Origin of the sequence: Acinetobacter lwoffii, from assembly GCF_022967985.1 — a bacterium.
Lineage (GTDB): Bacteria > Pseudomonadota > Gammaproteobacteria > Pseudomonadales > Moraxellaceae > Acinetobacter.
In genome coordinates, this window is sequence record NZ_JALJVC010000003.1 from 1 (window position 1) to 22,377 (window position 22,377).

Consider the following 22,377-nt stretch of genomic DNA (forward strand, 5'->3'; position numbering starts at 1 on the left):
CGTTCGATGTGTTCCATGTAGGACTCCTCATATTACTATTCGGTGGCAACCATAACCGGATGGTTGGGTGCTGCCATAAGTGTTCTTGGTTCCTAGACACAAAAATGCTGGTGTCTTTGATAATCTGGGCTAGTATAGTTTTAAAGCCGGTTTTAGCCAATTGGCTGAAACATATTATTTTTCCGTCATTAAGGTCTTCTTTTATGGATAAGCCAGTACCCAGCACAAATCCGACGAAAAAAGTAACTTATCCCGATGATAAAAATTTAATGGATATCGCACAATACTTAAAAGATGCACAGGGCAGTCACAAAAGGTCAATTCCCCCTTTGGAGCAATGGCAGCCAAAGCATTGTGGCGTCATGGATCTGAAGGTTTTAGCCAACGGCGAATGGTGGCACGAAGGTCAATTGATCAAGCGTCAGCCTATGATTGACCTGTTTGCAACGGTACTCTGGAAAGAAAACGATAAATTCTATCTAAAAACACCGGTAGAAATGATTGAAATTGAAGTTGAAGATGAACCTTTATTTGTCAATCAGGTCGATCAGGTTGAAATTAATGGAAGGATTTATCTGCAACTGGGCACAACCACGCAAGACCTGATTGTTGTTGATGCTGAACATCCAATCTTTATGCGTGAATACAAAGGTGAGTTGCGGCCTTATGTGCATGTGCGTTTTGGGATTAATGCCCTGATTCAGCGTGCGGCATTTTTACATCTGGTCGAGATGGGAGAGCTTGATGAAAATCCGGCAGGCGAAACCGTTTTAAGTTTGAAAAGTGGTGATTTAGACTTGCATTTGAGCACCTGAGGTTTAAGCTTGAATGCTAGAAATTTCAAACAAGCCACCTGCAACGTTATGAGCGCTATTCAACCAATTTCCCAGTTATTAGACCCGATGCCCAATGCCACGGCAGATGCGCCTATTGGCATTTTTGACTCAGGTGTAGGCGGCTTGTCAGTCGCCCTGGAAATTGCCCGCCATTTGCCTAATGAACGCTTTGTCTATTATGCGGATACTGCGCATGTGCCTTATGGCCCGAGAGATGATCAGGAAATTCGTACCTTGACGGCTCAGGCGATTGAATGGCTTTATCGTCAAGGTTGTAAAGTTGCGGTGGTGGCTTGTAATACCGCTTCCGCTTTTAGTCTGGATTATTTGCGTGACTATTATGGTGAAAACTTTCCGATTATCGGTTTAGTACCCGCACTTAAACCGGCCGTCCTGAATACCCAGTCGAAAACTGTGGCGGTATTGGCCACGCCTGCAACCTTCCGCGGCCAGCTGATTAAAGATGTCATTTCCCGTTTTGCCGAACCGGCTCAAGTCAAAGTCCTGCCTGTGACCAGTCTGGATCTGGTGCCTTTTGTTGAGGCTGGAGAGCAGATGAGTGCAGCCTGTTTGCAGACATTAAAAGAGATTTTACAACCAGTTGTAGATCAGGGCGCTGATTATTTAGTGTTAGGATGTACACATTACCCCTTCCTAAAATCGTCAATTCAGTATATTTTTGGTCAAAAGCTGACATTAATTGACTCTGGATTCGCGGTTGCAAGACAAACGGCCCGAATTTTAATTAAAAATGGGTTATTATTTGAGCATGAGTCTAAAGAAAGCGTGAAAATTGAATTGGTGGTGAGTGGGCAGAATGCTGAACAGCTCCGACCGATTTTGCAGCACCTGATTCCGGCCGATTTAAAATGGCAGGTCAGTAATATGAGTGCAGTTTAAAACTCATTTTTATAATTTAAGAAGAAAGATATTTTGATTTTGGGGTGGCCATATTGGGTAAAGAAGCATGTGATGATGCATTTTACCCAAATGTACAGGAGAAGAGGATAGCCCATGCTGGATAAACGGTACCAAGTGTTCATCTCAACCTCTGGGGCAGAAATGCAACCGGAGCGTATTATTCTGTCTCAAACACTGGTAGGAATGGGGTTTTTCTCGTGGGGATTGGAACAGCGTACACCGCTGAATACTGCATTTGCACGCCGCCAGATTGATGACTGTGATTATGTCGTGATTTTGCTGGGAAGCCAGTATGGGGAGCAGTCGGTATCGGGTGTCGGTTATATGCATCTCGAATATATTTATGCCGTGACCAAGCAAAAACCGATTATTGTGTTTATGCATGATGATCCGGCATCACGTGAAAGTGCATTGCATGATGCCAAACCGGAATTACAGGAAAAATTCAAGGAATTCCGTCAACTGTTACAGCAGGAAGTGGATCAGGTTTTTACTTACCGTAGCCTGCGCGATCTGGAAATGGCAGTGCGTTTTAACATGCCGCAAATGTTGGAGCGCTATCCGGTGACTGGCTGGGTGCGTCCGCAAAATACTCAGGCGCTACATGACGAGATTGATCAGCTGAAAGCTAAAGTGGCCCAACTGGAACGTGATGGCGGAACTGCAGAAGTCGATCCATTCCTGAGTTTGCCCAAAGTGGCGATGCATGAAGTTTTTTCTTTTGAATACCGGATGCATGCTTATCAGGATGGTAACTTCAAGGAAATCAAAGTCCAGAAAAAACTGACTTGGGCACAATTGTTGGCATTGCTGGGTTCAACATTTGTCAATCCGACCCCTGAGGAATTTTTCTCGAAGTGCATGAATGAATATCTGAATGAAACCGGTCTGCAGGATGCGCGGGTGCAGATGCCGCGAGCGCATGCTGTCGCGCGTGCCCAGATGAATATCCGTGCCTTGCATAGTTTAAAAATTCAAATGCGCCAGAATGACTGGATTGTACCATCCGGTCGTGATGACCGACAGCGCATGCTGTGGCAGATCACGCCAAAAGCACAGAAGTTGCTGGACAGCAGCTTGCTGGATTTAGATCGCACTTTTCAATATAAGTCAGCGTATTAATCCATAGAGAGAATAAATAAAAAGCTGTTAAAGTACAGGGGTTGATATCATGACGGACGAACTGAATGTATTCTCCTGCTAAAGCGAAAGTGACGATTATATTGGCAAACTTGGGCACACCAGATGAGCCTACGATTCCAGCGGTACGCCGTTTCCTCAAGCAGTTTTTATCTGACCAGCGTGTGATTGAAATTCCCAAACCGATCTGGCAAATCATTCTGCGCTTATTCATTTTGCCCTTCCGTCCAAAGCGGGTAGCACAGGCCTATGCGCAAGTATGGGGACAGGATTCGCCGATGCGTGAAATTCTGTTTGAGCAGGTCGCAGCAGTCAAGACGCATCTCACCCAGCTGTATCCACAGTTTGAGCTGAATGTGGTGCCTGCCATGACTTATGGCAATCCCAACATTCAGGATGTCTTGGCACAAGTCTCCGCGCAGCCACAGGAACACGTGATTCTATTTCCCCTGTTTCCCCAATATTCAGCCACGTCGACCGCACCTCTATACGATGCTGTGGCGAAATGGGTGGTTAAACAGCGCAATTTACCCGGTTTGACAGTGATCCGGGATTATTATCAACATCCTTTATTTATCCAGTCGCTGGCTCAAAGTGTACGGGACTATCAGGCAATTCATGGTCAGCCAGAGAAATTGTTGATGTCTTTCCACGGTATTCCACAGCCCTATGCTGATAAAGGCGATCCTTATGCCGACCGTTGCCGCATAACTGGCAAGCTGTTGGCTAAAGCCTTGTGTTTAAGCGAAGATCAATATGCGATCAGCTTCCAGTCGCGGTTTGGCAAACAGGAATGGATCAAGCCCTATACCGATGTTTTGCTTGAAGATTGGGCTAAGCAGGGGGTGAAATCAATTCAAGTAATGAGTCCAGCATTTTCCGCGGACTGTCTGGAAACGCTTGAAGAGCTGGCAATCGAAAATGCCGAGATTTTTAAAGCACTCGGCGGTGAAAGCTATAGTTATATTCCGGCATTAAATAGCCGTGAAGATCATTTGCAATTGCTCAACAGTCTGCTACAAGCTAATCTGGATGCATTGACACAGATACTTGCCCATTAACTTGCCCGAGGTTTTTCACCCCATGTTACAAGTCAAAATTGTTCCAGTTACTGCATTTCAGCAAAACTGTTCCATCGTTTGGGATGCGGACACCAAAGAAGCCATTTTGATTGATGCAGGGGGCGAACCTGAGAAACTGAAGGCTGAAGTTGAAGTACTGGGTTTAACAGTTAAAGCCTTGTGGTTGACCCATGGTCATCTGGACCATGCGGGTGCTGTGGGCGCGTTAAAAAAGGCTTGGGATGTGCCGGTAATCGGACCGCATAAGGAAGATGCATTCTGGCTCGACATGATTCAGGAAGTTTCTGCACGTTATGGCTTCCCGATTCCGGAAAAAGTCGAAGTGACCCAATGGCTGGAAGGTGGAGAAGTGCTCAAACTCGGCAATGAAGAATTTGAAGTGCGTTTTGCTCCAGGCCATACGCCAGGTCATGTGATGTTCTATAACAAAAATTATGACTTGTTATGGACAGGGGATGTATTGTTTAAAGGTTCAATTGGCCGGACTGATTTCCCGCGTGGCAACCATCAGCAGCTCTTAGATTCCATTCAGAGAGAATGTTTTAGTCTGCCGGATGAAACTCAATTCATTTCAGGACATGGATCGATCAGCACCATTGGTTTTGAAAAGCAGCATAATCCTTTTGTTGCAGGTAAAGCGGGTTAAAAGCGTAAATAAAAGACCAACATAGTTTGGTCTTTTATTTTTATTCTGAAAAGGGATTATTGCGAAGTTGTCGCGTTTGCATGTGTATGAGCCAAGCGGCAAAAGCAAAAAGCACACCCAATACAATAAATAAACTATCTTGTTGGAAAATGCCGACTCCCAAAGAAAGAAGTGCGAGTAGACCGACCCCAATTAATATGACTCTTAAAATAATATAACCCATATTATTGCTCTAAAAATAATGTGAAAATTTAGAGTAGAACAATAATACTAAGGCTTTATGAATGATGTTAATTCGTGTTGCTTTATCTAAGTAATTTTATAAAATTCATATGATTTATTTACTTAATTTCGACAAGATTCTGCTTTCAGACAGAATTTTCGACAGGGAAGACATTTTATTCTTCGCTGTTGTCGGCTTGTGGTGCATCCTGAGTAGGCAAACTATATTCCTCATTGGCCCAAGCGCCTAGATCAATCATCTTGCAACGTTCTGAGCAAAAAGGACGGAATTCATTATCTTCCCATGTGGTCAGCTTGCCACAGCGCGGACAGTTTAAAGTGGTAGGCATGGGACGACTCCAAAGAAAAATAAAGGTTCGATTAGGCAAATATAGCCGCACTTGTTAGACTTATGCGGTTTTTATTAGTTTGATCTGATTATGCCGATTCGTCAATTTCAAGCACAGCGTATGCATGCGCCCCGTGATTTTCAAAGCATCAGTCCTGAACCGGTCTGCGTCGAAGTGGGAGCGGGTAAAGGTAAACATGCCTTGTTATTCAGCAAGAACAATCCCGATACTCAACTGATTGCAATTGAACGTACCCGTGAAAAATTTCTGGCGATGCAAAAACAGCATGCTGTTGAGGGTCAAACTAATTTACAAACCGTTCATGCCGATGCTTTACCGTGGATCGTACATGCACTGTATCCGCAGCAGGTAGAACAATTCTTTATTTTATATCCAAATCCTGAACCGCATAATCCGGCACAGCGCTGGGTCAATATGCCATTTTTTGAGTTTCTGCTTTCACGCCTGAAAACCGGGGGAACGATTACTTTGGCCAGTAATATTCCTGCCTATATCGAAGAAGCAGAAATACAGGTGCGAGAGCTCTGGAAGCTGCCTTTTGTCAAAGAAGTGATTGCTGCAGATTCGGCGCGCACCCATTTTGAAATTAAATATCTGGAACGCGGCGAATTATGCCAGCAACTAATCATCAGCAAGCCTGAAAGTTATGTGACACGTTTTGATGATTTCCAGCCTTTGCAAGGGCAGAATGCCACCGTCTCGGACTAAGCAGATGAGCAAACGCATTGCTATTGTGGGCGCAGGCCCCGCAGGCTTAATGGCAGCAGAAGTGCTCAGTCAGTTTGATTATGAGCTGCATGTCTATGAGCAAAAACCGTCTGCTGCGCGAAAATTCCTGATGGCAGGCAAGACCGGCCTGAATATTTCCCATGCCGAGCCTGTGCCAGAGTTTGTACAACGTTATGATCAGGTGGAGTGGTTGTCCCCTTGGATCAAACAGTGGGATGCGGTCTGGATTCAAGACTGGATGAAACAGCTCGGTATTGAACCTTATATCGGTTCATCTGGCCGGGTATTTCCCACAGAGATGAAAGCCGCGCCCTTGCTGCGTGCCTGGCTCAAGCGTTTGGCCAGTCATGGTATCCAGTTTCATTACCGACATAAAGTCAGCCAGTTGCAGCAGCAACAGCTTGAGCTGCATGATCTGAAAAATAATGAACATCGCACTGAACATTTTGATGTCATTATTCTGGCTTGTGGGGCAGTGTCCTGGTCAGAGTTGGGTAGTGATGGGGCATGGCAAGCCTGGCTGAAAACGGATGAAATTGAGCCATTTCAGGCCAGTAATGCCGGAGTGGAATATCCCTGGTCTCGGTTTATGCAGCCAGTCTTTGGTCAACCGTTAAAGCGTGTCGAGGCATGGGTTGGGCAAGGTGAAAAGACCATCGGCGATATCGTGATCAGTCATTATGGTCTGGAAAGTGGTCTGATCTATAAGCAGGGTCGTGGCTTACGCGAGCAACTAAAACAGGGGAAGCCTATGCAGCTGCATCTGGACCTATTCCCAAATCAAAGCATCGAACAGCTTGCGCAAAAATTACAGCCAAGTAAGAAGCAGTCTTTAACTAATGTCTGGCGTAAAGCCGGATTGGACGGTGCTAAGGCGGCTTTAGTACGGGAATTGCTAGACAAAGCAGTATGGCAAGATGCTACTGCATTAGCCAAAAAAATTAAACATTTGACCCTTCCACTCAGCGGCTTCCGCCCGATTGAAGAGGCGATTAGCTGTGCGGGTGGCGTCAAGCGTGAAGTGTTGTCAGAACAGCTACAATTGAAATCTAACCCACATGTATTTCTTTGCGGAGAAATGCTGGACTGGGATGCACCGACCGGCGGTTATCTACTGACAGCCTGTTTTGCCACAGGGCGTGCAGCGGGTGAAGGTGTGCATCAGTTTCTGACAGCAGATTAAGTCATTTTATAGCTAGGATGATCTAGTATTTATACTGAATGCAGACTCAACAGATCCGGCCTTGTTCATTGACGCTGTTTTAAAGCTGCCAGTTCAGCTTAGATTATTTTTGTATTTTATCTAAGCTGTGTGCCAATCTAGCATCCTAGACTATTCCTTCACTTGCCGGGAAGCGGGTTCTTTCTTGGCGAGATCCGGATATTGCGAACGCCAGCGTTCCAGTTGTTCTTGGGCGTGTAGATATTTCCCTAGACCTTTGACATTCTCACTGGCTTCATTCACGGGTGTAGCTTGAGTCTTGGGAGTATTGAGTAATTTGTCCTGATGTTCCCAGTATTGATACATTAAGCCCTGAATATAACGGCCCTGTTCGGTTTTCAGTTCTAAAGCCTTCAACATATTCAATGCTGACTGGACATGATCACGCTGACGTTGCTGGACAAATTCTTCTGTCATATTTTCATCATCGCGCATGCTGTTTAATTCTTTTTCCAAGTCGCTGCTCATTTCCTGAAAGCGCTGTTCATAATCCGTCAATGCAGCAATATCATGCGGATCATCAGCAGTTTTAGGGAAGTCTTTCAGTGGCTCGGTTTTCAGTTCCTGCATGACTTGATCTGAAGCCGTATTATCTGTTGTCGCTTCAGTCGGAGTTTTGGTCGTTTTCTGGTCACATGCCATCAGCAGCATGGCCGCAGCGAACAACAGCGTTCGTGTCATTCCTGGTATTTTATGCATGATCGCCTCCTGTTTTTAATTACTTTTCTTGAACACATAGATATGGGTGACATAAGGAAAATCGATCATTTCCTCTGCGCTTTTGGCTGTATATTGCTGGATGATCTGTTCAAATTGTTGTTTTAACTGTGCCTGCTGCTGTTCAGGCATGGCTGCAATAAAACTAGTCGAGAGCAGCCGCTTGGATACCACCTGCTCGACACTGCCATGCTGTTGCTGGGTCATTGTGGTTTCTGCATAGGGCTGAAATAGCGTTTGCTGTGCAAAGACCTCGCGCCAGGTGCCGCTATGATAGCGCGGCGTATCGCCTTCCAAGGGGGCAATACAATCGGCCAAGGCCTGAACCCAGTCGATCCGAGTATCGCGCTGATTCCAAATTAACACCAGATAACCCTGCGGTTTGAGTACCCGATCTAATTCTTGTAAGGTAGCAGAATCGGCAAACCAGTGAAATGACTGTGCACAAAATACCGCATTCAGGCTATGATCAGGCAGGGGAAGTTGATGGCTAACGCCTTCAAGAGTATGAATGTCCGGATGCGCCTGTTGTAATTGAGCCAGCATTTCCGGGACAGGATCAATCGCGATAATGTGCTTACTGAGCGGGCGTAAATAGGGGATAAACTTGCCGGTGCCGCTGCCCAAATCCAAAAGATGCGCATCTGCAGGCAAAGCCAGCGTTTCACTCAGCCACTGGCTGATTTCTGCCGGATAATCGGGACGCACTTGCTGATAGAGCTCAGCCGACGCACTAAAACCCCGTTTTGCTGCAGGATGTAATGATTGTGTCATATTTTGCGCTTTTTAATCTTTTTGATCGATATAAAATAGCATATTCACTTTTTTGACAGCGTTCATTGACTGAATTGTTGTGGAAGGGTTCGATTTACCAGCACGGGAAAGTTATGGACAAGCAGATTGTTTTTGAAGATGAACATATACGCGCGATTTTTATGCCGGGATCCTCTTCAGAACTGATTTTTTCATTTGGCGATTTGATTACCCGTGCCAAGGGCCTCAACATCAATGCAGAAAATTCATTGGCGAAATTCGAGTTTAATGTGCTTGGCATTATGCCCAAGCATAAATCCTGGTTTCCGCAAGGTTCCATGTGGAACATGTTGCAAGCCATCGCAGATCTGATTGCGCCGTTTCAGCAGCGTATTGCCTATGGTGGCTCGATGGGTGGCTATGCCGCGATTAAATATTCCCGTGCCTTGGGCGTACAACGGGTGGTGGCGATGGTGCCGCAATACTCGATTGATCCGGAAGATGTACACGATGCCCGCTATAACATGTTCTATCAGCCAGAGCTGAATGCCGGGATGCGGGTTGAAGCTCAGGATATCGAGCCTGCATGTGAATATATTATTGTCTATGATCCTTACTGTGCCGAAGATCGTGCCCATTATCTGAAATTAGAGGCGCTGATTCCGCATCATCATGTGCTGCATTTGCCTTTTACCGGACATGATGCGATCGCAGTTTTGGCCAGTTCCGAATTGCTCTATGACTTTTTGGTACATGACTATGAGCCGAGTTATTTCTACCAGAAAATGCGTCGGGTCAAGAAAAACAGCAAGTTCTATTATCGTAAGGTGATTGAAAATGTCTTGCCACGACACCGCATGGCTTTGGGGCACATTCTGAAAAATAACGATCTGCAACTGGATAACCAGTTTTTTGATGCCAGCCAGAAACAGGTGATTTTGCGGGAACTGTTACGCAATAAACAGGTTGATCAGCATGACCTGCTCAAACTGGGCATTCATGTGAATTTGCCGCAGGAAAATCGTCAGTTGCTGTTGGACCAGTATGGGCATGGTCTGGTATTTAATGTCATCAGCCATAAAATCGAAAGTTATGCAGAAGGCGCAATTGCCCTGAACCATAAATTCCTGATTCCGATTTATGCCAAAGGTAATGGTTTATTGAGCATTAACCTGAATGATGAACGTTATCTGGTGGTGATGAACGACCGGCATATCATGAAACTGATCAAGGAACAGGATGAGCTCAGTCTGGGTATGCACCCGATTTTAATGAAGCGTTATAGCGATTTTTATATGTTTAGCTATAAGCAGCTGAATCTGAGTACCAATGAGTATGGTGCTGCTGCTTTTATCAACGATAGTGACAAAAATACGCAGTTTGTGACGCACAGCGAGATAAATTAAATAAAATTTTTATAAAAAACAATTACTTGACTTGTGGTGAGCTTGGCATAATATAGAGATAAGCGGTATAAATAATAAACCAATTATATCGTTCCCGATGGTTGAAACGAAGAAGGGGATCTCTATGATGCAAGCGACTCGGATGATGCAAGTATGTTTTATCTTCGGTTTGATTCTACCTAATCTGGCACATGCAGAAACTGTGCATCCTGCAGTGATCATGGTCAGTGCGTCCATCATCTTTATGATTATTCTGTCCGTGTATGTGGTGTATCGTATCCGCAAGTCACTACGTAATCATATGGATAAACCGCTGGATTAATTGCATCAGGCTGGAAACGGGTTGAAAAGACTCAATGACTTGTTTTAAATGACAGACATAAATTGTCAAACAGGATTGAGGGAACAGCCATGAAAGCCGTTTATTTAGACTATGCTTCTTTAGACCAGCAGGATTTAGACTTTCAGGCACTGCATGCCGCATTTGATCCACTGGTTTTGTATCCGGCGACCTCGGCTGCCGAGATTGCATCCCGTGTAGCTGATGTCGATGTTATCATTACGAATAAGGTGATGATCGATGCAGCTACGATTCAGCAATGCCCTCAACTCAAACTCATTTTAATCTCTGCAACCGGCACCAATAATGTCGACCTTGAGGCGGCCAAAGCGCAAGGGATCGTCGTGTGTAACTGTCAGGCTTATGGCACTTCGGCAGTCGCGCAGCATACCATCATGTTGATGCTGAATCTGGCAACTTCATTCCTGTCTTACCAACGTGCGTTACAACAAGGCGAATGGCAAAAAGCCAGTCAGTTCTGTTTGCTGGATGCGCCAATTGTCGAGCTGGCCGGAAAAACATTGGGCATTGTGGGTTATGGCGAACTGGGCCATGCGGTGGCGAAACTGGCCGAAGCCTTTGGCATGAAAGTGCTTATTGCCGCGCTGCCAAATCGTCCGGCGGATGCATCTCGTGCGCCATTTGCCGAGCTACTTCCTCAAGTCGATTTTTTAACTTTGCATTGTCCACTCACTGAAGATACCCACCATTTAATCAGTCATACTGAGCTGGATGCAATGAAAAGCAGCGCATTTTTAATTAACTGTGCGCGTGGCGGAATTGTCGATGAAGCGGCATTGGCTGAGGCTCTGCGTGCAGGCAAGATTGCCGGTGCAGCGACAGATGTTCTAACGGTAGAACCACCGAAACAGGGCAATGTGCTGCTCGACTCTACGATTCCCAACCTGATTGTGACACCGCATAATGCTTGGGGCAGTGTCGATGCAAGACAACGGATTGTGGATCAAATGGTCGAAAATGTAGCAGCATTTAAACAGGGTCAGCCGATTCGACAGGTCAATTCATAGATCGCGTCGATACAAGGTAATAGTTTTATTTTCTAAAAATTAAAAAAGCCCATCACGGGCTTTTTTTATAAATCGGTTACCGCATAACTGGTAGCTGATCCTGACTGGGGTTGAGTCTGTGGTGTATTTGGGTTTTGCGTCGCACTCGACTGGCTTAAAGGCTGCTGCACGATAGGTGCCTGTTGTGAATTTCCACGCCAGACTTCTTTGGTCTGCTGGATTTTCTGACCGGTTTGTTGGGCTGCCTGAGTTGCACCCTGATCTACTTTTTGCAGTGTATCTGAGGTTGCAGACTTGGTATTACTCCAGGCTCGGTCTACCCCTGGCTTGATTTTGGCAATGCCTTTTTCCGTTGCTTCACCGACTTTCTCGGCGGTATTAATCACGCCTTCCTGTGCTTTATAAGCAAAGACATGCAGCAGGTTCGGATTTTCACCATAAGGCTTAACCGGTTTAGCAGACTGAGTCGTGGTTTGTGCGAATGCTGGGACAGAAAGCATCAAAGCTGTCGTTAAAATAATTGGGGTTTTGATATTCATTATGGATCGACCTCGAATTCGTCTAAGTGCGGTCTGAGTTTGTTTTTCAGTGTAACGGATAATTGATCAAAAACAATGAATATCCTGTGAAGAGTGCAGTGCCTTCAGGTTGATCTGTGCCGGAATATTGTAATTTTAAAGAAAGGCAGTAGATATCAGGAGAAACCTTGGATTGATTTTTAGCAAAATAAAAGCCCTGTTCTGAGACTAGACACAGGGCGATTTTTTAGTCACATTGTGTCAGGGCATCTTTGGCGAAATGTTCGCGTAAGCTGACAAAGTTCTTTTGTACGCCTGCATCGTGCAGGTCAAATTTTTGTGCAGTGCTAGTACCGTCGCGCTGGAAAGTCGCTGAGCCGGCATCGATTAGAGTCATGCCTTTAAATGACCATTGTTCAATGACATGGTTATTGCCGATATCGCCGGTAAATTCAATCACGCATTTGTCGAGGAATTTAGTCAGTTTGGCCTTGTTGTTGGTCGTGGCTGGAACAACTTCGAGGTTTTGGACTTCCTGTAAGACGCCAACCTGAAGCTGTGGGATTTTTGGTGCAGATGTACAAGCTGTAACTGCGATACTCGCAAGACCAGTCAGAATGAGTGTTTTAAATTTCATATGATTCTTTCTTGTTGAGTGTTGTTGGTTTGAGTATATGAAATATAAGGTGAAATGCCTATAAGATTTAAATGCTTTTAGCTGAATAAAAGATGTATAAATATCGCAATTAATTAAACTTAGGAAAAGTTTTTTAAATCAATCAGAAGTTTATTTATTTGCCCCTTAGTCTTAATTCTGAAAAGATCATTAATTTCAGATTCAAACATACCATTTGTGGAAGTATTAAATATTTCCTCAAGTATCTTGATTTTTTGAGCTAAGTTAAAATTATCAAAATTATAAAAATAGGTAGAATTTTTAAAATTATATCTAATTTCAAAATATGCTTTTGAAAAACTCTTTATGTATAAGAAATAATTAGGCTCTATCCCAAATTTCTCCCACGTATGTTTTATAAAAAAGTCTAACTTTTTTAAAATTGTAAGATTATTTATTTGAGAAAAAAAGAAGAGCCAACCTTTAGCTTTTCCGTCATCAATACACCCGGTTATTTTAAGATTTAACTGGAATATTAGAAATTCAATATTTTTATTTTTTGAATATTTATATTTTGTAAAACATTGGATAATACTAGTATGTAAATTGTTAATAGTAGAGTTTCTAACAGATATTTTCCCGTTTTCAAAAGAATAGCCTAAATAATCAAATTTATTTAATGCAATGCTCCCTACTTTTGATTTGCTATTTTTAGAAATTGGGTGAATTTCTAGAAGTAGTTCTTTAAATAATGTATTAATTTTAGCTTTTAATTCTTCTATATTAGAATAATTGCATAGAACTAAAATGTCATCTACATATCGAAAGTATTTTATATTCTTTGTGTTTTTTAAATTTTTATCAATACTAATAAGAAAAATATTAGCTAGAATATTTGATATTGCTAAACCTTGAGGTATTCCACCAATTATTTCGTTTTTTGGAGGTTGTAGGCTCTTTTTAATCATTTCTAAAGTATATTCACATTCAATATTTTCTTTTAAAATTAGAAAAAGTTTATTGTGATTGATAGAAGGGTAAAAATTTTTTATATCTATTTTTATATATGAGTCGTAATCTTTTATTGAAGTAGCAATATCTTTTATTATTACTTGTGGTAATTTATTTTCTATATGTAAAGAATAATAATCTTGTAAAAATAAATGAATTGTTTTTAAAACTATTCGATCTCTTATTGTTGGAATGTAAATCTCACGTGGGTATTTCTGTCTACCTTTGTTTAGTAAATTTAATTTATATCTGGTAAATTTATAAGTTCTATTGTTAAGCTTTCTATAAATAATTTCAATTTCATTATGAAGATTTTTATTAAAAGTGTTGTGAGATATATTATCTGTGCCAATTGCAAAACTGTGATAAATATGTTTTAAATAAATTTTTTCTAATTGCTCATGGGTATGGAAATATTTTAGAGAATTCATTTTATATATTCAGACATTAAATAAGAGCTAGTAAAAGGTAGAGTATAAAGCATTGCTATTGTCAAATAATATTTAATTTTACTTAGCCAAGCCTCAAAGAAGTCCTTAAATGTCAGAGGAGGGGATATCTCATTTCTTTTACTTTTCATTGTAGAAAAATAAACATTTAACTTTGATATATGGTGGTCTGATTTTATATGATTTTCACACCCACTTAATATATATTCATACTTTTCAACAATATCTTCTGGATTAGATAAAATTAAAGTATTTAATTGCTCGTAACATTTTTTAACTTTTTCTGATCTCGAGTGAAATTTTTGAGCACTAACTATTCCAGACATAACTAAAGTCAGTACTGAAAAAACTAATAAAGTAGATGATTCGAAAGGCATGTTTTTACTTTGGGATTGCAGGATAGAAATTGCCACTGTAAAAAACGAGTACCAAATCAATAATACTTGGCTATGAAACTCATATCTTAAAAGACGAATTTCTTGTTCAATTTTAGCTTTTCTTGTCCACCAAATTTTATCTTTTATTGACATATTTTAGAGCGTTGCATTTAAGGTAAATAAAATTATTAATATCCTCTTTGATAGACAAAGAGAATCAAACCTAAAGGTTTAAAGAGATAATCTCTTTAAGAATCAGTTGCACCTATAAATAATATAGATGGGATGGACTTCCTACCTCAAATGCAACAACGTAATAGTAGAATAAAAAAACCGCTATTTCTAGCGGTTTTTTAAATACTTCGTATAATTTTGCTTAATGCTGTAACACCGAAATATCAGCCACTTTCGTAAATAAATCACGAAGCTGTGCAAGCATACGTAAACGGTTAGCTTTAAGCTCAGCATCATCAGCCATCACCATCACACCGTCAAAGAACGCATCTACTGGCGCACGAAGTGCAGCAAGTGCAGACAAGGCAGCAGTGTAGTCTTTCGCAGCAAATAACGGCTCAACCACAGGCGTAATTTTCGCAAGTTCAGCGAACAATGCTTTTTCAGCATCTTCCACCAAGTTAGCTTCAACCACAGTACCTTCAGGTGTCGCTTCTTTAGCAAGAATATTTGCAACACGCTTGTTGGCAGCAGCAAGAGCAGCAGCTTCAGGTAATGCACGGAAGTGATTAACCGCATTTACACGTTTGTCAAAATCAAGCGGTGATTTTGGCGATAACGCCTGAACAGCTTGAATAACATCAACAGCAACACCTTGATCTTCGTATTTCGCACGGTAACGACCTTCAAGGAATGCAACAGCATCCGCCAAAGTCTTGTCGTGATCTTTCAATACATCGCCATAAGCAGCCAAAGCCAGCTTGATCAAATCTTCAATTGAAACATCAAGCTCATTTTCAGTCACAAGACGCAGGATACCAATTGCAGAACGACGAAGTGCAAACGGGTCTTTAGAACCTGTAGGCGCTTGACCAATACCGAAAATACCTGTGAGCGTGTCTAAACGATCCGCAAGGGCAATGGTCGTACCTGTTTTAGTCTTCGGTAAAACGTCACCCGCAAATTTAGGAAGATATTGCTCACCTAAAGACTCAGCCACTTCAGCATTTTCACCTTCAAGACGTGCGTAGTAAGTACCCGCGATCCCTTGAAGTTCAGGGAATTCACCAACAAGCTCAGAGGTTAAGTCACATTTTGCAAGAAGCGCCGCTTTTTCAGCATCTTCCGCTTTTGCACCAGTAATTGGAGCTAAAGCCACAGCCAATTTCGCAATACGTGTCGATTTGTCCCAAAGCGTACCCAATTCTGCTTGGAACACCATGTTCGCCAATTTTTCTTTACGAGATGCAAGCGGTTGCTTTTGATCTTGCAAGAAGAAGAATTCAGCATCAGACAAACGTGGACGAACAACTTTCTCGTTACCTTCAATAATTTGTGTCGGGTCTTTTGACTCAATGTTCGACACAGTAATGAAGTACGGTTGAAGTTTATTGTCAGCGTTTACTAAGCAGAAGTACTTTTGGTTGTCCTGCATGGTGGTGATCAATGCTTCTTGAGGAACTGCAAGGAAGCGTTCTTCAAAGCTTGCACGAAGCGCAACAGGCCATTCAACGAGTGCAGTCACTTCATCACGAAGATCCGCAGGCACGATTGCAATGGCATTGACTTCATCAGCCAATGCTTTAACTTGCTGGTCGATGATTGCTTGACGCTCTTCAAAAGAAGCTACTACATAAGCGCTACGAAGGGCATCTAAGTAAGCATCTGCATTTGCCAACGTGATCGCTTCAGGTGCATGGAAACGGTGACCAAAAGTCACGTTACCGGCTTTGTGATCTTGAATCGTCGCATCAACTACGTCGTTGTCTTTCAACAACACAACCCATTTCACAGGACGTACAAATTCAGTACGGCTTGCCGCAGAACGCATACGTTTTGCAATTGGAAGATTATCCAACGCATTTTGTAAAATTTGTGGCAGTAAAACGTCAAGGCTTTGACCCTTTACGTCTTTTAAGTAGCACACTTTTTCAACTTTACCCGCTTGGAAAGTCGAAACTTGATCTACTGTGATGCCTTGACCACGCATAAAGCCATCAAGTGCTTTCGTCGGGTTACCTTCAGCATCAAAGGCTGCTTGTTTAGCAGGGCCGTCAAAACGTTTTTGTGTATCAGCTTGCGCAGCATCAACATTGACGATTTTAAGTGCAAGACGACGCGGTGCTGCATAAGCTTCGATCGAATCAAACGCTAAGCCAGCATCTTTTAAGCCTTTAACGGTTTCTGCATGTAGTGCATCACGTAATTTTTTCAGGCTTTTTGGTGGAAGTTCTTCACAACCCAATTCGAACAAAACGGTATGTTTAGACATTATTTGCTCTCCTTAGATTCAACTTTTGCTTCTGCTTCAACTTGTGCTTTGAGCTGTGCCAACACTTCATCACGTAAAGCAGGTTCTGCCATTGGGAAACCAAGTTCCGCACGTGCTGCTACATAGCTGGTCGCAATAGAACGTGCCAAGGTACGTACACGTAAAATGTAACGTTGACGTTCAGTCACAGAAATCGCGCCACGCGCATCTAATAAGTTGAAGCTGTGTGATGCTTTCACGACTTGCTCATATGCAGGAAGTGGAAGTTTCGCTTCGATCAAACGCGTTGCTTCAGCTTCATAGAAATCGAACAATTCAAACATTTTTTCAACGTTGGCATATTCGAAGTTATAGGTCGATTGTTCCACTTCATTTTGATGGAACACATCACCGTAAGTTACCGTACCGAACTGACCTTTGGTCCAAACCAGATCATAAACAGAATCTACACCCTGCAAGTACATGGCAAGACGCTCAAGACCATACGTGATTTCGCCAGTCACAGGGTAGCATTCAACACCGCCGACTTGTTGGAAGTAAGTGAACTGAGTCACTTCCATACCGTTGAGCCATACTTCCCAACCTAAGCCCCAAGCACCCAGTGTTGGAGATTCCCAGTTGTCTTCTACGAAACGAATGTCGTGAACTAAAGGATCAATACCGATCGCTTTTAATGAATCGAGATAAAGCTGCTGGATATTGTCCGGGTTTGGCTTAAGCACCACCTGGAATTGATAATAATGTTGCAAACGGTTCGGGTTTTCACCATAACGACCATCTTTCGGACGACGTGACGGTTGAACATAAGCGGCATTCCAGGTTTCAGGACCCAGCGCACGAAGGAAAGTCGCAGTGTGGAATGTCCCTGCACCCATTTCCATATCATAAGGTTGCAAAATGACGCAGCCTTGCTCCGCCCAGTAAGTTTGTAAGGCAAGAATTAAGCCTTGGAAGGTATCAATATGCGATATGGCGCGACTCATGGTCATCCACTTAAAATTAGAGAAAAATTGTGCTCAATTATAAGGACTTTGCAGGGGAGTGGCAAAGGGTTAATGTACGGATACTTTTTTGAAAAAAATAAAACAGGCTTAAAGGATACGCGGTATTTAGAAGCTTACTGCGATTTTAGCTGTACTGGCCGATACAGGCTGATCTGAAAATCAGGAATAAATCAGATGTATGGCATGCTGTTAAGCGGAGAATCATAAAGTTCAACGGATCTCATACGATTGCGACTCTAAAATTAGTTTAATATTCACGCAATATAATAATGCTTAAAAATAAGGAACTTCATGACCACTTACCAAATTCAATGCCATTTAAAATACAAGGTCGTGCAACCGACAGAATTTATTTTTATGCTTCAGGCGGCACATCATTCCGATCAGAAGATTCTCGGAGAACAACTCAGCTTTAACCTGCCTGTGACATGGCATGAATTTCAGGATGCGCAGCATCAAAATCGTCATGTTCGGCTACAGGTCGAACCCTGTGAGGTTTTTGAGCTGAATTATACGGCGACAGTGGTTCGTCAACCGAGCCTCTCTTTGGAACTTCAGCAAGGTATGAAAGAAGTAACCATTCCTGAGCTGCCCGATGAAGTATTGCCTTATTTGTTGGCCAGCCGTTATTGCAATTCGGATTTATTACTGGAAATGGCAAAACGCTCATTTGGCTGGATGATACCGGGCTATACTCGGGTCAAAGCGATCGAACAGTGGATTTATAATAATATTTTTTATGTGTCGGGGAGTTCTGACCAGTTCACCACTGCCACAGATGTGCTGGTGCATCGCGCAGGCGTATGCCGTGATTTTGCCCATTTAGGCATTGCGCTGTGCCGTGCCTTGGGAATTCCGGCACGCATGGTGGTCGGTTATGTAGAAATTGAAAAGTTTTTACCTGACTTTCATGCCATTTTTGAAGCCTATTTAGATGGTGGATGGGTACAGTTTGATCCGACCCGTCTGGCGCCGGTCGAAAATCTTATTCGGATTGGCACTGGAGTCGATGCCGGAGATGTGGCATTTTCAACTTATTATGGTCAGGTCGAACTGTTAAAAATCCAGCCGCTGATTCAACCTGAAATGAGCCATTAGGTTGTTTTAAAAATTTTTGAACAACGATTTAAGCAGCATGGTAAAAAGGATTTTTCTATGCAAATGACTATCGGTGATGACGTGATCATTCTATAAAAAGCAGGATGAATGTTTTAACCTGAGTGAAATATTGTTTTAAAAAGCATGTATTCGCGAATGGTGAAAAGATGTAAAACACAGATGCCTTTCATCGGGCTTGGTTCTATAATGCCCAAAATCTATAAACAATAAGATCAGGCGCACTGTGTTTCACTCCCATCTCGACTGGCTCAATACCTTAAAACCGAATTTCAAAGTCCTTCCACTCAAAGACCGTTTGCTCTGCGGAGCTGGAGCACTATTGGGTTTGGTAGTTTCGTCCTTGTTGAGCTTATGGATTTTGGGGGATTTTGAAGCCTGGTATATTGCCCCGATGGGCGCCTCTTCGGTATTGCTATTTGCAGTGCCTGCCAGTCCTCTGGCACAGCCCTGGAATATTCTGGTCGGGAATACCATTGCTGCCGTGATTGGCGTGAGCTGTGCCTTGTTTATTGCCAGTCCAACTGAGGCTTTTAGTGTAGCCGTGGCTTTGGCAATTGTCCTGATGATGACCACGGATTCCCTGCATCCACCGAGTGGCGCCGTGGCCATTACCGCAGTGCTGGGCGGCCAGCCGGTGCATGAACTCGGTTATGCCTTTGTATTTTATCCGGTACTACTCAATTCAATTTTACTGATGGTAATTGCCATTGTCTTTAACCGGATGATTGGCAAGGATTATCCGCAGCAAGCTCAACTAAATACTCGTTCCAAGGATCCGACGCCGACCCAGAAAGTCACGATTCAACCACAGGATATTCAGGAAGTGCTGGATCAGCGCACCGAGTTGCTGGATATCAGTGAATATGACCTGCAAAAAATCATTCTGGAGGCACAAAACCGCGCCAATGCGCGTGCGGTACATGAATTTAGCTGCCAAGATATTATGACGAAGGATGTAGCAACCCTGCATGAAAATGATGATATCCAGCACGCATTGGACAAGTTCAAGCAAATGAACCTGATGAGCCTGCCCGTCGTTAATGCCGATGAACAACTGGTCGGTACACTGGCAATGTATCAGGTGGTGGAATGGTTCAAGCGCGCGGCTGATGTCCGTAGCAGCTGGGAGCATCAGGTCAAACATATCATGACCCGTAAGGTAATTACGGTGCAGCCTTTACAACCCATTCAGGATCTGGTGCCGTATTTTGTCGAGCGTTCGTTCAACTATATTCCGGTGGTGAGCGAGCAGCAATTGGTGGGAATTATCAGTCGGGCAGATATGATTGCCGCACTGAATCAGGAGCTGAATCATTTTAAAATGAAAGTTTAAAACCGAATTAAAACGGAATTTAACAGAGCATGTGTGATCAACTCTGGTCAGCTTGCCGGCTGAGAAAACTGTAAAATAGTGCCATCGGCAGGGAAAAACACAGCAGAAACAAAAAATGGGAACTAAAATTTTCACTTGAAGGATGCGAGATATAGGCCAGAATCAGGGTTCCCAGTACGCAGCTCATTAAAATCGTGATGATATTAAACAGTTGATAATGGCGTAGCAGCAGGTGAGTCACTGATCGGAAAGGGAAGATCATCATCCAGTAAGTCAGGCAGACAAAAAAGCTAATAAAAAGCGCTGAAAACAGGCTCTTGAAAATGGAGAAAATCCCAGAGCTGGCTTCATGAAATAGCGCATAAGGGAATAAAATTACAGCTATGATCAGAGGTGCAAGCGCGAGGTTAAATGTCATTTTCCAAGGGGAATTCTGGATCGGTTGAGAGATTAAGTGAAATATCCTGTCCACTATCTATCTGCTACTTTTTGATGTTTTTAATATAAAGACTTTATCTTTATCATTGTTAAAAGCATATTATTTTTCGATGAGAGAAAGATTCAACATATAGGCGATTGATACGACAAAGCACACCGGAGTGTGCTTTGTAGAGGGTGTGATGTTTAAGAGCTGTAATGATTAAATAAAGAACCAGTAAATAAACAGTGAAATAATAAAGATACACATGATATTCAGCACAAAACCAACTTTCATCATTTCGCTTTGCTGGATATGACCGGTTCCAAAAACAATCGCATTTGGTGGGGTGGCTACCGGCAGCATAAAGGCACATGAAGCACCAATACCAATGACGATCACCAGAATTTCTTTGGGCATTCCCATCTGATCCGCAATTGCGGCAAATACTGGTACTAGCAGGGCAGCCGAAGCGGTATTACTGGTAAATTCAGTCAGGAAGATAATAAAAGTAGCGACTACAAAAATAATCATCAGCGGGGAGGTATCACCAAAGGCATTGGCCAGAGTTTGACCCAGTACCAGCGAACTGCCTGAATCCTTTAGAATGGCACTCAAGGTCAGACCACCACCAAATAGATATAACACCCCCCAATCAGTATTTTCTGCAATCTGTTTCCAGCTTGCGGTACCCAGAATCACAACCATACAGGCAGCCGAAATTGCAATCCAGGTATCCGGCTGGGAAATACCAAAAATTTCAGTGAATTTTTTACTGAAAATCCAGGCAATTGCAGTACAAAGAAAGAGGATCATGGTGGCTATACGGGTTCTGGTCCAAGGAATATCTTCGGTCGCAAATTGTATTTTATGATTCAGTTTTGGACGTAGTACCAGATATAAACTGACCAGCATGGCAGGAAGAATAATGAACATCATCGGCAAGCCGATTTTCATCCAGTCGGCAAAATCATAGCCAAGTGCCTTGGCGGCAATGGCATTCGGAGGTGAACCGACCATGGTGCCCAGTCCGCCAATACTGGCTGAATAGGCAATGCCGAGCAGGATAAAGACAAAAGTTTTACGATCCTTGCTGACATCCAGATGTGAAAGCAAGCCTAAGGCCAAAGGCAGCATCATGGCAGCAGTCGCCGTATTGGAAATCCACATGGACAGCAGCGCCGTCACCACAAAAATCGCCAGTACAGAAATGCCCAGATGCCCTCTGGACATGGAGATGATCCACATGGCAATTTTCCGGTCCAGTTTCTGGATATGCAACGCCGTTGCCAGCGCAAAACCACCAAAAAACAGGAAAATGACAGGATCGGCAAAAGTGGCCAAAGCGGCTTGTGTGGTAATCGGAACCAGTTCCTCACCAGAGGCCATTGGCATGGCCAGCAATACCGCCATCACGGGGATGAGTAAAGCTGTAATCGTGATATGAATGGCTTCAGTCAGCCATAAGATACCGATAAAGGCTAAAAGGGCCAGTCCTTTATTGGCATTCTGGTCATAGGGCAGGTAAAGATATAAGCCATAGGCTACAATGGCTGCGACAAAAATAAGAATCCAGCCTTTAAGCAGCCCTTTGGGCATGGCATTGGTCGGGGTAGCTAGGTTGGTCTGAGTCATATGCTCTCCTTGCAAGATTTTTATTTACATCATTTTTT

The 22,377-nt window shown here is 43.1% G+C and carries 24 protein-coding genes; 12 read left to right on the forward strand and 12 right to left on the reverse strand.

Annotated features, from left to right (window positions below):
- Nucleotides 1-203: 203 nt before the first annotated feature.
- The 5 genes from MWG72_RS02895 (at nucleotide 204) to MWG72_RS02915 (ending at nucleotide 4,625) form a co-directional block, all read left to right on the forward strand.
- Complete coding sequence (locus tag MWG72_RS02895) at nucleotides 204-815, forward strand: DUF1285 domain-containing protein (RefSeq protein WP_180038063.1); 612 nt, start codon at nucleotides 204-206, stop codon at nucleotides 813-815.
- A gap of 48 nt (nucleotides 816-863) precedes the next feature.
- Nucleotides 864-1,736 carry a glutamate racemase gene (murI, locus tag MWG72_RS02900; RefSeq protein WP_247143188.1) on the forward strand — a complete coding sequence of 291 codons (873 nt, stop codon included), beginning with the start codon at nucleotides 864-866 and terminating at the stop codon, nucleotides 1,734-1,736.
- Between the two features lie 114 nt (nucleotides 1,737-1,850).
- Entirely contained in the window at nucleotides 1,851-2,879 is a 1,029-nt protein-coding gene (locus MWG72_RS02905) for a DUF4062 domain-containing protein (protein ID WP_247143189.1), read from the forward strand.
- A gap of 65 nt (nucleotides 2,880-2,944) precedes the next feature.
- Entirely contained in the window at nucleotides 2,945-3,958 is a 1,014-nt protein-coding gene (gene hemH / locus MWG72_RS02910; protein ID WP_247143190.1) for a ferrochelatase, read from the forward strand.
- Nucleotides 3,959-3,980: 22 nt separating this feature from the next.
- On the forward strand, nucleotides 3,981-4,625 hold the full coding sequence (locus MWG72_RS02915) for an MBL fold metallo-hydrolase (protein WP_247143191.1): 645 nt from the start codon (nucleotides 3,981-3,983) through the stop codon (nucleotides 4,623-4,625).
- Nucleotides 4,626-4,665: 40 nt separating this feature from the next.
- Here the strand turns inward: MWG72_RS02915 and MWG72_RS02920 are convergent, their stop codons facing one another.
- Together MWG72_RS02920 and MWG72_RS02925 are read right to left on the reverse strand one after the other, a co-directional pair.
- On the reverse strand, nucleotides 4,666-4,848 hold the full coding sequence (locus MWG72_RS02920; protein WP_004278555.1) for a hypothetical protein: 183 nt from the start codon (nucleotides 4,846-4,848) through the stop codon (nucleotides 4,666-4,668).
- Nucleotides 4,849-5,023: 175 nt separating this feature from the next.
- A complete protein-coding gene (locus MWG72_RS02925) occupies nucleotides 5,024-5,197 on the reverse strand; it encodes a DNA gyrase inhibitor YacG (RefSeq protein ID WP_004278554.1) in 174 nt (57 codons plus the stop codon).
- 84 nt (nucleotides 5,198-5,281) lie between these two features.
- Here MWG72_RS02925 and MWG72_RS02930 point away from each other — a divergent pair, with 84 nt between their 5' ends.
- Together MWG72_RS02930 and MWG72_RS02935 are read left to right on the forward strand one after the other, a co-directional pair.
- Entirely contained in the window at nucleotides 5,282-5,926 is a 645-nt protein-coding gene (locus MWG72_RS02930) for a class I SAM-dependent methyltransferase (protein ID WP_171488349.1), read from the forward strand.
- Between the two features lie 4 nt (nucleotides 5,927-5,930).
- A complete protein-coding gene (locus MWG72_RS02935) occupies nucleotides 5,931-7,130 on the forward strand; it encodes a TIGR03862 family flavoprotein (RefSeq protein WP_148334722.1) in 1,200 nt (399 codons plus the stop codon).
- A 150-nt stretch (nucleotides 7,131-7,280) separates the two neighbouring features.
- Here MWG72_RS02935 and MWG72_RS02940 read toward each other — a convergent pair whose 3' ends face one another.
- Nucleotides 7,281-7,868 (reverse strand): hypothetical protein, encoded by a 588-nt coding sequence (locus MWG72_RS02940; RefSeq protein ID WP_247143192.1) that lies wholly within the window; start codon nucleotides 7,866-7,868, stop codon nucleotides 7,281-7,283.
- 15 nt (nucleotides 7,869-7,883) lie between these two features.
- A complete protein-coding gene (locus MWG72_RS02945; RefSeq protein WP_005102950.1) occupies nucleotides 7,884-8,660 on the reverse strand; it encodes a class I SAM-dependent methyltransferase in 777 nt (258 codons plus the stop codon).
- Between the two features lie 113 nt (nucleotides 8,661-8,773).
- Here MWG72_RS02945 and MWG72_RS02950 point away from each other — a divergent pair, with 113 nt between their 5' ends.
- The 3 genes from MWG72_RS02950 (at nucleotide 8,774) to MWG72_RS02960 (ending at nucleotide 11,413) form a co-directional block, all read left to right on the forward strand.
- Entirely contained in the window at nucleotides 8,774-10,045 is a 1,272-nt protein-coding gene (locus tag MWG72_RS02950) for a hypothetical protein (protein WP_247143193.1), read from the forward strand.
- Nucleotides 10,046-10,169: 124 nt separating this feature from the next.
- Nucleotides 10,170-10,367, forward strand: coding sequence for a hypothetical protein (locus tag MWG72_RS02955; RefSeq protein WP_081400832.1), 198 nt, complete (start codon nucleotides 10,170-10,172; stop codon nucleotides 10,365-10,367).
- A gap of 89 nt (nucleotides 10,368-10,456) precedes the next feature.
- Complete coding sequence (locus tag MWG72_RS02960; protein WP_085064965.1) at nucleotides 10,457-11,413, forward strand: 2-hydroxyacid dehydrogenase; 957 nt, start codon at nucleotides 10,457-10,459, stop codon at nucleotides 11,411-11,413.
- Nucleotides 11,414-11,478: 65 nt separating this feature from the next.
- Here MWG72_RS02960 and MWG72_RS02965 read toward each other — a convergent pair whose 3' ends face one another.
- The 6 genes from MWG72_RS02965 to glyQ form a co-directional block, all read right to left on the reverse strand.
- Entirely contained in the window at nucleotides 11,479-11,952 is a 474-nt protein-coding gene (locus MWG72_RS02965) for a hypothetical protein (RefSeq protein ID WP_004729377.1), read from the reverse strand.
- Nucleotides 11,953-12,178: 226 nt separating this feature from the next.
- Complete coding sequence (locus MWG72_RS02970) at nucleotides 12,179-12,568, reverse strand: hypothetical protein (protein WP_247143194.1); 390 nt, start codon at nucleotides 12,566-12,568, stop codon at nucleotides 12,179-12,181.
- Nucleotides 12,569-12,687: 119 nt separating this feature from the next.
- On the reverse strand, nucleotides 12,688-13,989 hold the full coding sequence (locus MWG72_RS02975) for a reverse transcriptase/maturase family protein (RefSeq protein WP_247143195.1): 1,302 nt from the start codon (nucleotides 13,987-13,989) through the stop codon (nucleotides 12,688-12,690).
- Complete coding sequence (locus MWG72_RS02980; protein WP_247143196.1) at nucleotides 13,986-14,537, reverse strand: SLATT domain-containing protein; 552 nt, start codon at nucleotides 14,535-14,537, stop codon at nucleotides 13,986-13,988. The genes MWG72_RS02975 and MWG72_RS02980 overlap by 4 nt, the downstream gene beginning before the upstream one ends.
- A 223-nt stretch (nucleotides 14,538-14,760) precedes the next feature.
- The gene (gene glyS / locus MWG72_RS02985) at nucleotides 14,761-16,830 is read right to left on the reverse strand and encodes a glycine--tRNA ligase subunit beta (RefSeq protein ID WP_247143197.1); all 2,070 of its coding nucleotides are present in this window, start codon (nucleotides 16,828-16,830) and stop codon (nucleotides 14,761-14,763) included.
- Entirely contained in the window at nucleotides 16,830-17,813 is a 984-nt protein-coding gene (gene glyQ, locus MWG72_RS02990; RefSeq protein ID WP_121979985.1) for a glycine--tRNA ligase subunit alpha, read from the reverse strand. The genes glyS and glyQ overlap by 1 nt, the downstream gene beginning before the upstream one ends.
- A gap of 312 nt (nucleotides 17,814-18,125) precedes the next feature.
- Between glyQ and MWG72_RS02995 the strand changes: the two genes are divergently transcribed.
- Complete coding sequence (locus MWG72_RS02995) at nucleotides 18,126-18,932, forward strand: transglutaminase-like domain-containing protein (RefSeq protein ID WP_004729385.1); 807 nt, start codon at nucleotides 18,126-18,128, stop codon at nucleotides 18,930-18,932.
- 244 nt (nucleotides 18,933-19,176) lie between these two features.
- Nucleotides 19,177-20,286, forward strand: a complete 1,110-nt coding sequence (locus tag MWG72_RS03000) for an HPP family protein (protein ID WP_164543133.1) — start codon at nucleotides 19,177-19,179, stop codon at nucleotides 20,284-20,286.
- Between the two features lie 37 nt (nucleotides 20,287-20,323).
- On the opposite strand, the gene MWG72_RS03005 is transcribed toward MWG72_RS03000, so the two are convergent.
- Together MWG72_RS03005 and MWG72_RS03010 are read right to left on the reverse strand one after the other, a co-directional pair.
- Nucleotides 20,324-20,704 carry a hypothetical protein gene (locus MWG72_RS03005; RefSeq protein ID WP_164543134.1) on the reverse strand — a complete coding sequence of 127 codons (381 nt, stop codon included), beginning with the start codon at nucleotides 20,702-20,704 and terminating at the stop codon, nucleotides 20,324-20,326.
- A gap of 222 nt (nucleotides 20,705-20,926) precedes the next feature.
- Nucleotides 20,927-22,339, reverse strand: coding sequence for an SLC13 family permease (locus tag MWG72_RS03010; RefSeq protein WP_247143198.1), 1,413 nt, complete (start codon nucleotides 22,337-22,339; stop codon nucleotides 20,927-20,929).
- Nucleotides 22,340-22,377 lie beyond the last annotated feature (38 nt).

Bases quoted from the DNA above. Each gene is read 5' to 3' on its own strand.
- MWG72_RS02895 (WP_180038063.1), top strand. From the start codon at position 204: ATGGATAAGCCAGTACCCAGCACAAATCCGACGAAAAAAGTAACTTAT.
- murI (WP_247143188.1), top strand. From the start codon at position 864: ATGAGCGCTATTCAACCAATTTCCCAGTTATTAGACCCGATGCCCAAT.
- MWG72_RS02905 (WP_247143189.1), top strand. From the start codon at position 1,851: ATGCTGGATAAACGGTACCAAGTGTTCATCTCAACCTCTGGGGCAGAA.
- hemH (WP_247143190.1), top strand. From the start codon at position 2,945: ATGTATTCTCCTGCTAAAGCGAAAGTGACGATTATATTGGCAAACTTG.
- MWG72_RS02915 (WP_247143191.1), top strand. From the start codon at position 3,981: ATGTTACAAGTCAAAATTGTTCCAGTTACTGCATTTCAGCAAAACTGT.
- MWG72_RS02920 (WP_004278555.1), bottom strand. From the start codon at position 4,848: ATGGGTTATATTATTTTAAGAGTCATATTAATTGGGGTCGGTCTACTC.
- MWG72_RS02925 (WP_004278554.1), bottom strand. From the start codon at position 5,197: ATGCCTACCACTTTAAACTGTCCGCGCTGTGGCAAGCTGACCACATGG.
- MWG72_RS02935 (WP_148334722.1), top strand. From the start codon at position 5,931: ATGAGCAAACGCATTGCTATTGTGGGCGCAGGCCCCGCAGGCTTAATG.
- MWG72_RS02940 (WP_247143192.1), bottom strand. From the start codon at position 7,868: ATGCATAAAATACCAGGAATGACACGAACGCTGTTGTTCGCTGCGGCC.
- MWG72_RS02945 (WP_005102950.1), bottom strand. From the start codon at position 8,660: ATGACACAATCATTACATCCTGCAGCAAAACGGGGTTTTAGTGCGTCG.
- MWG72_RS02950 (WP_247143193.1), top strand. From the start codon at position 8,774: ATGGACAAGCAGATTGTTTTTGAAGATGAACATATACGCGCGATTTTT.
- MWG72_RS02955 (WP_081400832.1), top strand. From the start codon at position 10,170: ATGATGCAAGCGACTCGGATGATGCAAGTATGTTTTATCTTCGGTTTG.
- MWG72_RS02960 (WP_085064965.1), top strand. From the start codon at position 10,457: ATGAAAGCCGTTTATTTAGACTATGCTTCTTTAGACCAGCAGGATTTA.
- MWG72_RS02965 (WP_004729377.1), bottom strand. From the start codon at position 11,952: ATGAATATCAAAACCCCAATTATTTTAACGACAGCTTTGATGCTTTCT.
- MWG72_RS02970 (WP_247143194.1), bottom strand. From the start codon at position 12,568: ATGAAATTTAAAACACTCATTCTGACTGGTCTTGCGAGTATCGCAGTT.
- MWG72_RS02975 (WP_247143195.1), bottom strand. From the start codon at position 13,989: ATGAATTCTCTAAAATATTTCCATACCCATGAGCAATTAGAAAAAATT.
- MWG72_RS02980 (WP_247143196.1), bottom strand. From the start codon at position 14,537: ATGTCAATAAAAGATAAAATTTGGTGGACAAGAAAAGCTAAAATTGAA.
- glyS (WP_247143197.1), bottom strand. From the start codon at position 16,830: ATGTCTAAACATACCGTTTTGTTCGAATTGGGTTGTGAAGAACTTCCA.
- glyQ (WP_121979985.1), bottom strand. From the start codon at position 17,813: ATGAGTCGCGCCATATCGCATATTGATACCTTCCAAGGCTTAATTCTT.
- MWG72_RS02995 (WP_004729385.1), top strand. From the start codon at position 18,126: ATGACCACTTACCAAATTCAATGCCATTTAAAATACAAGGTCGTGCAA.
- MWG72_RS03005 (WP_164543134.1), bottom strand. From the start codon at position 20,704: ATGACATTTAACCTCGCGCTTGCACCTCTGATCATAGCTGTAATTTTA.
- MWG72_RS03010 (WP_247143198.1), bottom strand. From the start codon at position 22,339: ATGACTCAGACCAACCTAGCTACCCCGACCAATGCCATGCCCAAAGGG.